This window comes from Cerasicoccus frondis, from assembly GCA_031296915.1.
GTDB lineage: Bacteria > Verrucomicrobiota > Verrucomicrobiia > Opitutales > Cerasicoccaceae > Cerasicoccus > Cerasicoccus frondis.
The window spans coordinates 60,425-69,588 of sequence record JAVDPC010000032.1 but is presented as its reverse complement, the minus strand read 5'-3'; the positions used below and the strand labels follow the sequence as shown (position 1 = coordinate 69,588).

Here is a 9,164-nt window from a genome sequence, read left to right as displayed (position 1 = left end):
GTTCACGCCAAGACCCGGAGACCCAAAGCCACTCCACTACAGAAAAGGCATTCCAATCACACTGAGGAATTGCCATCCACCTGAAACCCACCTACAAAGATTACCAATCCTCCACCGTGCAACCGCAACCAGCAACCGAACAAGACGAGATAGCTGACCCTATATTCCGCGCCTTGCGGCGCTCCATGACGGTCAGCTACTCTTAGCGTTCGGTTAATATGCCCCTTCTTAGCATTTCTTCGCGCCTTTGCGTCTTCGCGTGAGATCATTACGCTGGAGTGGTTCACGCGAAGGCGCGAAGACGCAAAGCCACTCCACCGCAGAAAAGGTATTCTTATCACACTGAAGAATTGCCATCCACCTGAAACCCACCTACAAAGATTCCCACTCCTCCACCATGCAACCGCAACCAGCAACCGAACCAGGCGAGGTAGCTGACCCTTCATTCCGCGCCTTGCGGCGCTCCATGACGGTCAGCTACTCTTAGCGTTCGCAAGCAAATGAACCAAGCATCATTCCAGCGAGACATTAAGCTCTGGCAGAACGGCAGCATGACATCAGGAGAGATTTTAGCTACGTTGATAGAACGAGTTGGAGTTCAGAACATTGAGCCTTATCTCTCAAAACTTGAATCCAGTACACAAAAAGAATTGGCTGATGTTGCAGGAGCTTGGGATGGAACGATAACGACATCAGTTGATGAAATCTTATTGAACGGAACAGAAAAGGCAGCCTTTGAGAGCAGAGAAATGTTATGGTCAGATGGAATCAATACGATGCTTAGATATTTAACCTCAAAGCGAACAAATCGGGATAGCTGACGAAAATGCGTGCGCATTTCGCAGCTACCCTCCACGTTCGGTAAGAATGCCTCTCCTGAGCAATTTTCGCGCCTTTGCGTCTTCGCGTGAGATCATTACGCATGAGTGGTTCACGCCAAGACCCGGAGACCCAAAGCCACTCTACCACAGAAAAGGTATTCTCATCACACTGAGGAGTTGCCATCCTTCAGAAACCCACCTACAAAGATTCCCACTCCACGACCATGCAACCGAAACCAGCAACCGAAACCAGCAACCGAAACCAGCAACCGAACCTGTCGAGATAGCTGACCCTTCATTCCGCGCCTTTAGGCGCTCCATGACGGTCAGCTACTCTTAGCGTTAGCAAAGAAGAATCAGGAATGCCAAGCCGCGTATCAGAAATGACCTACTACTCAGCACAGCATGTGACTGGCCCCGGGTGTGTACTCGTTACTCTACGGTTTGGAAAGACTCCCGAAGACGGTCCATACGTAATAAAGAAAGCTCCTGTTGATGGAGAAGGAGACGTTCTCCATGATGTGGATCGATTCATTAAGGAAGTGAATACTGGAGTCCAGAGAGCGAACAAAGAAATGAATGAATCGGTTGAGGTTGAAGAGATCCAGATTGTTACGGATGATTTTCCTACTGACGGACAGGTCACTCAAGCCTCGTATTGGATTACCAAATACTACATAGAAACCAGTGCTAACAAATCAGTGGTCACAACTCCGGACGCTGCGCGTCCTACGTCGTGACACTTCGGCGTTATGATGGAAATGATAGGCGAAGCTTATGGGATACGAAAATGGAAAGCTAAGTGGATCTGATTATGCTAGAGGTTCTGTAGATCTCTACATATCTCTTATTAAAAAGCGTATGCAAAGCGATATGGAAGGAGCTATGAGAGAACGTTTCTCTGAACAATCAATTTTAGTTACACTGGTTTGTCTGAGGAAGATTTGTGAAGAATTTCCTGATAGTCGTATGGTTTCTTTTCCCAAAAGAGAATTTTACAAATTTAGAGAACTTTTCGAGCAATGGTATATTATGGCACATGATAATATACCAATCAATGTGAGATCAGAATTGAGATCATCAGCAGACAAAGAGTTTGGCATGTGGAAGTTGCAATTCGGATATTGAACTTGCAGATATTCTTGAAAATCATAACAAACAGAATGGATACAACTGCGAGTAGCTGCGCTACTCTCCACGTGTCACCGTTGACGTTCTGTAGAAGCTTACAAATGTGGAACAATCAACATTGGGAAAAGGCTATCGCTGCACGTCGATTCAATTGCACTATATATGCATTGACCAGCATTTTAGCTTTTCTGTTCATATATTTGCTTGCTAGCGATGGTCAACCGAGCGGTGCAAATTGGATATATCTAATACTCCTTGGTCTAAACTCAATTATAGGAATTGTTTGCGCACTTGAACCCAAAAGCAGCTTATTGAAGCGCAAAGATCAGGTATTGGAACCACTAGTTAACCCTAAAGCGAGAAAATCATCTTTTTCTTGGAAAATGTTGATTGTAATATTTTTCGGTTCAGGGATTCTTTGGTATTTTCTCATAAAAAATGAGTTCCTACAAAACTAGACGAGGTAGGTGACGATTAACATCGCACCTACTCTCATCGTTCGGTCAGAATACTTTTCCTCGTATTTCCTTTGGGTCTTCGCGTCTTTGCGTGAGATTCAAAAACGCATGAGGGTTCACGCCAAGACCCGGAGACCCAAGCCACTTCACTACAGAAAAGGCATTCCAATCACACTGAGGAATTGCCATCTACCTGAAACCCACCTACAACCAATTCCACTCCACCACCATACAACCGCAACCAGCAACCAAACCAAACGAGATAGCTGACCCTTCATTCCGCGCCTTGCGGCGCTTCGTGACAGTCAGCTACTCGTAGGTTAGGCAGAAAAACATCAAAGCACTGTCGATTCTGAACATTCCCATTCGTCTAGTTTGTATGAAAACCTCTTATCTAAAGCCCACAATAACATTGTATCTACTTTCCATTTCGTTTTCGCTACTCACCTCAGCTTGCAAACCCAAAGATCCTATGAAGCCAGACTTTGACTCAGCACTTCAGCAACATTTCGACTCAATCTCAAATCGCGATATTGAAGCATTCAAATCCAATCTTTCACGCAGTGAAACACTCTACACGATCGTACAGAACGGATATGCGTTTAAGACCCCCGAGGAGACTATTGCCATTCATGAAGAATGGTTCAAAGACCCCAACTGGACGTGGGAAGGAAAAGTCATTCACAAGGTTGTGGGAGAAGACCTAGCTATGGCGTTAGTCCGATATGAGTATAGACCCAAGCCAGAAGATACGCCCCTGGAAACTTGGCTGACTTATGTGTTTGAGCTACAAGATGGACAGTGGCGAATAGTCCACGATCAAAACACCGCACTAGACTTTCCGGCATTTGCGCGAGCAATGGGAATGGGCGCAGAATGAGGAAAAACGTTTCCACCTTAACCAGTATAGATAAAATAGCCTAAAAAGGCATCACATACAACTCCGGCCAGCGCTCCGCGCTGACCTGTGCTTATGGACTTCACGTTCGGTCAATATGCCACTCCTTAGCATTTCTTCGCGCCTTTGCGTCTTCGCGTGAGATCATTACACATGAGTGGTTCACGCCAAGCCCCGGAGAGCCAAAGCCACTCTACCACAGAAAAGGTATTTCCATCACACTGAGGAATTGCCATCCGCCAGAAACCCACCTACAAAGATTCCCACTCCACGACCATGCAACCGCAACCAGCAACCGAACCAGTCGAGATAGCTGACCCTTCATCCAGCGCCTTACGGCGTTCCATGACGGTCAGCTACTCTTAGCGTTGCCTAAATAAGAATGTCATTTCTCGAAAAGCTAAATTTTATAAGAGAAGAGATTCAGAGAGATGAATCGCTTGCTGACGTTGTTGAGCTTACTGAGGTTGGTGCGAGCGAAGAATTCATTGAAAGTCTAAAGGGATTGTACGCATTTATTCCAGAGTCCTATCTCCAATTTTTGCGTTTGACTGATGGAATTGATATTTTCGGAATTACCTTTTGCGGAAGTGGAAAGAATAGATTTGTTGAGTTATCATGGCTAAAGGAACTCGCATCGTCATTTTTAGATGTAAGAGATAATTTTCCGTTCGCGAAGGATTCAGACGGGAGTATCCTCTGGATTAACTCTAATGGTGGAGTGTTTTGGGATTCAGAACCTGAAACAGGTGAACAGCTATTTCTAGAGTCGTCCTTTGAAAAATTTATGAACGAGGTTCTATTCGGGTCACAGTATTTTACTAAATTGAATCCTGGAGGAATTGATGAAGGGGAAGAAGAATGGGGGCCTTTTTTGAAAAAATATGGATGGGCGTAAGGTAAACCAAACTTAATAAAGACAACTAGTCGTGTGCCCTAACCTGTTACAGCTTCGCTCCTACAGGTAGGACCACTCAACGTTGGTTTAAAATACTATGGGAATGTGGGGATCAGGAAACTTAGAAAACGATGGAGCACAGAATATTATCGGAGATAGTTCTGCTAAGCTGTTCGACGAGGTCATTGAGCTCCTAAAAAATCCATCAGCGGCTGAATATGATGAATACGAATATGATTTGCTATTCGTAAAAATCGAAATGATCACAGCTCTCGCTGAGTATGGTTTAATCAACTCATCACCAGAGCCTTCCGAGATACAACCTTTTTTCGATCCTTATCTAAAGAAGTGGGAAAAGTATTTTCAAGGAGCTTCAACAGATGAATTCGCGCAAGAACGAAAGGCAGTTATCGAATCCAGCTTTGAAAACTTGCTAAAGGTAGCAGAGGCAAGCCAAACAGGTAGCTTGTTTTATCGCATTGGCCTCATCTCTGAAAAATTCAATAAGAAGGACAAAAACTAACCAGTCAGGATAGGTGACGTCTAACGGCGCAGCTACCCTCAACGTTATGAATAAAGACAAAACCATAAAAGAAGTTAAAGCTGATGCAGCCCTATATTTATTAACAATACTCATCCAAAGAGTAACAAAAAAACAACCGGAGATGCTCGATGAAATGATAGAGGGAATAAAGGCTGATCAGGCTGCAGTACCTACAGATGTTCCTAACAAAGATTACATCGACGCAATTTTTGAGGAGAGCTCTAGAATACTTAAACAAATAAAATGTCTTAGCAGTGAAAATTGCAACAAATCGGCTGAGGACAACGCAGAACAGTCGCTTCGCGATTAAGGCTGCTTCCCCAATGCGATCTCTCCCAAGTCAATAACTTCTTTAGACTCTTTAGTTTCGACCGTAAATTCAACCTTCGGCGAATAAGCGGTACGCGGACCTGCACCCGATTGTGGAAACCCTGAAATCATTTCCAAGCGTAATGAAAGCACATAGTTTCCTGGCTGTAATCCCTCGACTCGGAAAGTCCCGTCCTGATTCACCGTCAATGCGTAATTTTGAATGAAAGGTTCAGGCAAGCCCGGCGTCGAAAGCTTGCTGTGGTCGAAATCGAGTGAGCGCAGGCTGCTCATGTTCACATTCCAGTCAAAATCTGCGCCCATAGCCCGCAGATCTATCTTCCCTACGACAGCGACGCCACGCGCATCGTAATCTTGAACCACTGCGCTTCCCGATGACGTAACTGCTAAAGGTATTTGTCGACCGGAAGTCGTCCACGAACTCGAACTTGTTTCGACCATGTGCGTCAGCAGATATGCCCCACGCATCACGCGCTCAAATCGATACGCGCCATCCTCATCGGTCAAAGCCGTGTAGCTGTAAGTGGCGCCCGAGGGACTCGGTCGAAACGTGTTGAGCGACATGTGGACACCGCCCAATGGGCCATCATTCGATGTAAACTGACCACTCACCACCGACCACGGCTCCAAATTAATTACAGGCGAAGCCTCCAAGGTCGCTCGATCAACAGAATAATAACCCGCGTCGTCGATCACGAGTATATGATACGCACCGTCCACGGCCGGAAAAGTAAACTCACCATTCATATCGGTTCGCTGCGTAGGCGAACCAAAATCATTTTGTAGACGACCATTCTGAACCGACGCCTGAAAAGCGGCGCGTTGAGTAATCAAGGCCACCTCGGCATTCACCGCAGGTGAACCATCTCCACGCATCACTCGTCCTTTGACCGGTTTTCCCGGCGTTAACTCAAAGTGTAAATCGACTTCCCTCGGCCCATCCAACCTAATCGTTTGCTCCTGCGCCAGGTAGTTGGGGGCTTCCACACGGATGCGATAGCCCTCGTCCGCCGCATCATTCAACGTCACCTCAAAACGACCACCGACCCCGTTCAAGTTATCCTCGGGGCGCCAATAATCGCTGCTGTATTCATTCAACCCGGTGAAAACCTGGATCGTAAATGCCGGAATCGACTTGCCCGTATTGGCGTCACTCACCGTTCCCGCAACCTGAATCGCCGAATGCATCTTGATCGTTTGCCAGTCCTCCGACGGCGAAAGGTCTAGGCGGCTAATGTGAATATAGCCCTCCTTGTAGACTCCGTAGTCCACTTCGTCCACGGGCGCCCAGAGCCACTCCCATTCACCGGCGGCGTTCGTCTGCCGGCGCTCAGTAGCCGGGCCAAAGAGCGTCTGTCGGCCACGCCAAGAATTGGGCGAAACATTGACGCCTTCGATTGGCTGTCCCGTTTGGTCCACCACTCTGAGCCGCACCGGATGGCCCGGCTCCAGTTGGATATCCAAATCATTGCGACTCTCGCTCAATTCCGGAGTGATCATGCCTGGCGCGTATCCAGGATGAATCACCGTAATCGGCAAATCCCCGCGAAATCCGGGCCTCACATCAGGGAAGAAATACCGGCCTTCGGCATTGGTCGCTCGCTCGGCCCAACTGTCATCCGACATGTATTTCGATTCGCCTTTGCCCACCCAGGCGCCCGCCACCGCTTGGCCATCCGCATCGGTCACTCGACCGCTGATCGCGAACCCTTTGCGCAAGACATCGACTCGCTCGCCCTGCCTCATTTCAACAACCGCTTCAGCGCCAAATACCGGCGGCCCATAAGTCGGGTAATCCCGGTGACTGATCGTAAGGCTCAAGCGATCAACTGCAGATGGAATCATGTCGCACATCCAATAGCCTTTCGCATCGGTCTTCACTGGGTAATTCTGCACCTTGGGGTAGGCCTTGCCAGTTTCAAACTGCCCAAACGACACTGAGACCTCGACCGTGGCGTCCGCCACCGCCATTCCCTTTTCGTCAATCACCCGACCACCGACACTGGTTACCGGCGACATCATGAAGGTGTATTCAGTGGGGATCGCATCCTGATTAAGTGGAGACCAGTAGACAAACATTGGCACATAGCCGGGAGCTTTGACGTAGATCCACAGCGCGCCGGGCAGACTCGAAGAGTCATCTGCCATCAAAACCTGAAATACGCCAGGCGACCTTTGCTCCATTGGAAAATCCGGATCAGGCCCTTTCCATGCATAGCGACTCCAGACGGTGCTGCCGGAAATCAAATTTCCCTGCGGATCAACGACGCTCACGATTGTGAAACCTTGTTCTTGCGCCGAAACCAGAGCGCTATCCACTGACACAGCGTCCGCTGCTTGCGCAATCTGCAACGTCCCAACTGCAAGCGCCAAGACACAAGCGAATGTACCGCCCAAAGCTAACCAAGCTCGCGCAATAGGCAGCTCTTTCAACGTCCTTGGCAACCGCTCGATACGGCGGAGCACGTGGCATTGTCGCGCCATGGCCAGACCCGGCAGCCGACGTTTTCCTTCCACTGCTAAAGCGATGCGAGCCAAGATGCGCACATAGACATCAGCGCCTCCTGACAGTTGAGCCGACACGGCGTCGGCCTGCCGTTCACACGCCGCCACGTGCGCCAGACGTATTCGCCAAGCCAAGGGGTTTGGCCAGAATAACGCGCCCCCCAACTGCAGGAGAAAATTCCAGAACAAGTCACGCCCACGTAGGTGCGCCAGCTCATGAGTCAGAACAGCACGTAGTTCGGTCACATCGGCGCGCTGCACGACGACCTCCGGTAGCAGCAACACTGGTCGACAGACTCCGCACAATACCGGACTCCCGATGTCCGATATTTGAGCCAAACGAAAACCTCGTCGAATACCAAGCATTGCCGCCAGCTCCCGAGCCAAGGCATCCACTTCGGACGGCGCGTTCTGTGATCCACGCACGATAACGGCTGCTGCCCTTGCGCCCAAAGCCATCCTCAATAGCAATGCCGCCACACCGACCGCCCATGCTATCAGCAAAATCCGACTGACCGGAAGGACGCGAGGTGGCCATGCATCAGGTTGCTCGGTAACGATCGGTGGCGCGACGGCCACAGACAGCTCTTCTTCGCGCAATGCGGCGTCCACCGAAACGGAATCATCGAACGCATCCGCAACGTTGCCCGCCACCACAGGCTGCAGCGTCTCCTGCTCTGGGCTGACCATCGTAGCCTCTGCAACGACCTCCCGCTGCTCCAAAACTTTAGGAGCCGTGATCGACCACGGCCCTTCAAACCAGGCAAGCAGAGGCAGCGCCAAGAGCCCCACCGCGCCCACGCGCCACAGATAGACTCGCCAAAGATTCCGCCCCCGAACCAAGCAGGCGTGCAGACACCAAACCAGCATCAGCCAGACGATCGATTTCGCGAAGCAAAGCGCGAGCGCCTGCCCCTTAGTCAAATCAGCCAATATTTCCAGATTGGCGTTCATGAACGATCTTCCTCCTTCTCGGTTTCTTCCGGCATTTTCTCGGCGATCCGCTTCAGCGTCTCCACATCGTCTTGGCTCAGTTTGTCGGCCTCACTAAGATGCAACAAAAGCGAGCGCATCGACCCATTGCAGTAGTTTTCCAGCAACTCATTCAGACGCTCCTTGAAAGCCCGTTGCCGACGCGTGCGCGCCGAGTAGAAGTAAGCTTTCCCTTCCAGGCGTCGCTCGACATGGCCTTTTTCGCACAAAATACCCAAAATCGAACGCAGCGCCGGGTTCTTGATTTCACGTGGAAAGCGCTCTTGGATTTGCCCGGGTTTCAGCTCTCCGTGCTCCCAAAGCACCGTCATCACTTCCAGTTCGGCAGGGGTAAATTGCTTGTTCGACATTGAAGTGCAGAAAAGACTGCACATTATCCTTTGTCAATATATTTAATTATGAATGAACCTGGTATTGAAGACATAAATAACACGCCTTTGCAGCCTCGAAAACCTTGCCTTTCACCACGGTTCCTGACATATTCATACAACATCAGTCGGGCGACAGACAGGCCTCCCAACCGCCTTGAGTATCGCCGACTGAGCGACCAAGCGTCGCCGACTGTAGCTCGAAGCATCGCCGACAC

Annotated in this window: 8 protein-coding genes; 6 read left to right on the top strand and 2 right to left on the bottom strand. The window is 49.4% G+C overall.

What is annotated here, in order from left to right:
• Positions 1-500: 500 nt before the first annotated feature.
• The 6 genes from RBB63_RS19785 (at position 501) to RBB63_RS19760 (ending at position 5,060) form a co-directional block, all read left to right on the top strand.
• The gene (locus RBB63_RS19785; RefSeq protein WP_309386869.1) at positions 501-821 is read left to right on the top strand and encodes a hypothetical protein; all 321 of its coding nucleotides are present in this window, start codon (positions 501-503) and stop codon (positions 819-821) included.
• Positions 822-1,598: 777 nt separating this feature from the next.
• On the top strand, positions 1,599-1,949 hold the full coding sequence (locus RBB63_RS19780; RefSeq protein WP_309386868.1) for a hypothetical protein: 351 nt from the start codon (positions 1,599-1,601) through the stop codon (positions 1,947-1,949).
• A gap of 933 nt (positions 1,950-2,882) precedes the next feature.
• Positions 2,883-3,290 carry a YybH family protein gene (locus RBB63_RS19775; RefSeq protein WP_309386867.1) on the top strand — a complete coding sequence of 136 codons (408 nt, stop codon included), beginning with the start codon at positions 2,883-2,885 and terminating at the stop codon, positions 3,288-3,290.
• Positions 3,291-3,690: 400 nt separating this feature from the next.
• Positions 3,691-4,206, top strand: coding sequence for an SMI1/KNR4 family protein (locus RBB63_RS19770; RefSeq protein WP_309386866.1), 516 nt, complete (start codon positions 3,691-3,693; stop codon positions 4,204-4,206).
• A gap of 97 nt (positions 4,207-4,303) precedes the next feature.
• Positions 4,304-4,729, top strand: coding sequence for a hypothetical protein (locus RBB63_RS19765; RefSeq protein ID WP_309386865.1), 426 nt, complete (start codon positions 4,304-4,306; stop codon positions 4,727-4,729).
• A gap of 46 nt (positions 4,730-4,775) precedes the next feature.
• Positions 4,776-5,060 carry a hypothetical protein gene (locus tag RBB63_RS19760; RefSeq protein WP_309386864.1) on the top strand — a complete coding sequence of 95 codons (285 nt, stop codon included), beginning with the start codon at positions 4,776-4,778 and terminating at the stop codon, positions 5,058-5,060.
• Here the strand turns inward: RBB63_RS19760 and RBB63_RS19755 are convergent.
• Positions 5,057-8,539: a M56 family metallopeptidase gene (locus RBB63_RS19755; RefSeq protein WP_309386862.1), complete on the bottom strand. Its 3,483-nt coding sequence runs from the start codon at positions 8,537-8,539 to the stop codon at positions 5,057-5,059. The two genes, RBB63_RS19760 and RBB63_RS19755, sit on opposite strands and share 4 nt — an antisense overlap.
• Entirely contained in the window at positions 8,536-8,928 is a 393-nt protein-coding gene (locus RBB63_RS19750; RefSeq protein WP_309386860.1) for a BlaI/MecI/CopY family transcriptional regulator, read from the bottom strand. The genes RBB63_RS19755 and RBB63_RS19750 overlap by 4 nt, the downstream gene beginning before the upstream one ends.
• Positions 8,929-9,164: the final 236 nt, after the last annotated feature.

Coding starts and splice junctions, on each gene's coding strand:
- RBB63_RS19785 (WP_309386869.1), top strand. CDS start 501: ATGAACCAAGCATCATTCCAGCGAGACATTAAGCTCTGGCAGAACGGC.
- RBB63_RS19750 (WP_309386860.1), bottom strand. CDS start 8,928: ATGTCGAACAAGCAATTTACCCCTGCCGAACTGGAAGTGATGACGGTG.
- RBB63_RS19775 (WP_309386867.1), top strand. CDS start 2,883: ATGAAGCCAGACTTTGACTCAGCACTTCAGCAACATTTCGACTCAATC.
- RBB63_RS19770 (WP_309386866.1), top strand. CDS start 3,691: ATGTCATTTCTCGAAAAGCTAAATTTTATAAGAGAAGAGATTCAGAGA.
- RBB63_RS19780 (WP_309386868.1), top strand. CDS start 1,599: ATGGGATACGAAAATGGAAAGCTAAGTGGATCTGATTATGCTAGAGGT.
- RBB63_RS19755 (WP_309386862.1), bottom strand. CDS start 8,539: ATGAACGCCAATCTGGAAATATTGGCTGATTTGACTAAGGGGCAGGCG.
- RBB63_RS19760 (WP_309386864.1), top strand. CDS start 4,776: ATGAATAAAGACAAAACCATAAAAGAAGTTAAAGCTGATGCAGCCCTA.
- RBB63_RS19765 (WP_309386865.1), top strand. CDS start 4,304: ATGGGAATGTGGGGATCAGGAAACTTAGAAAACGATGGAGCACAGAAT.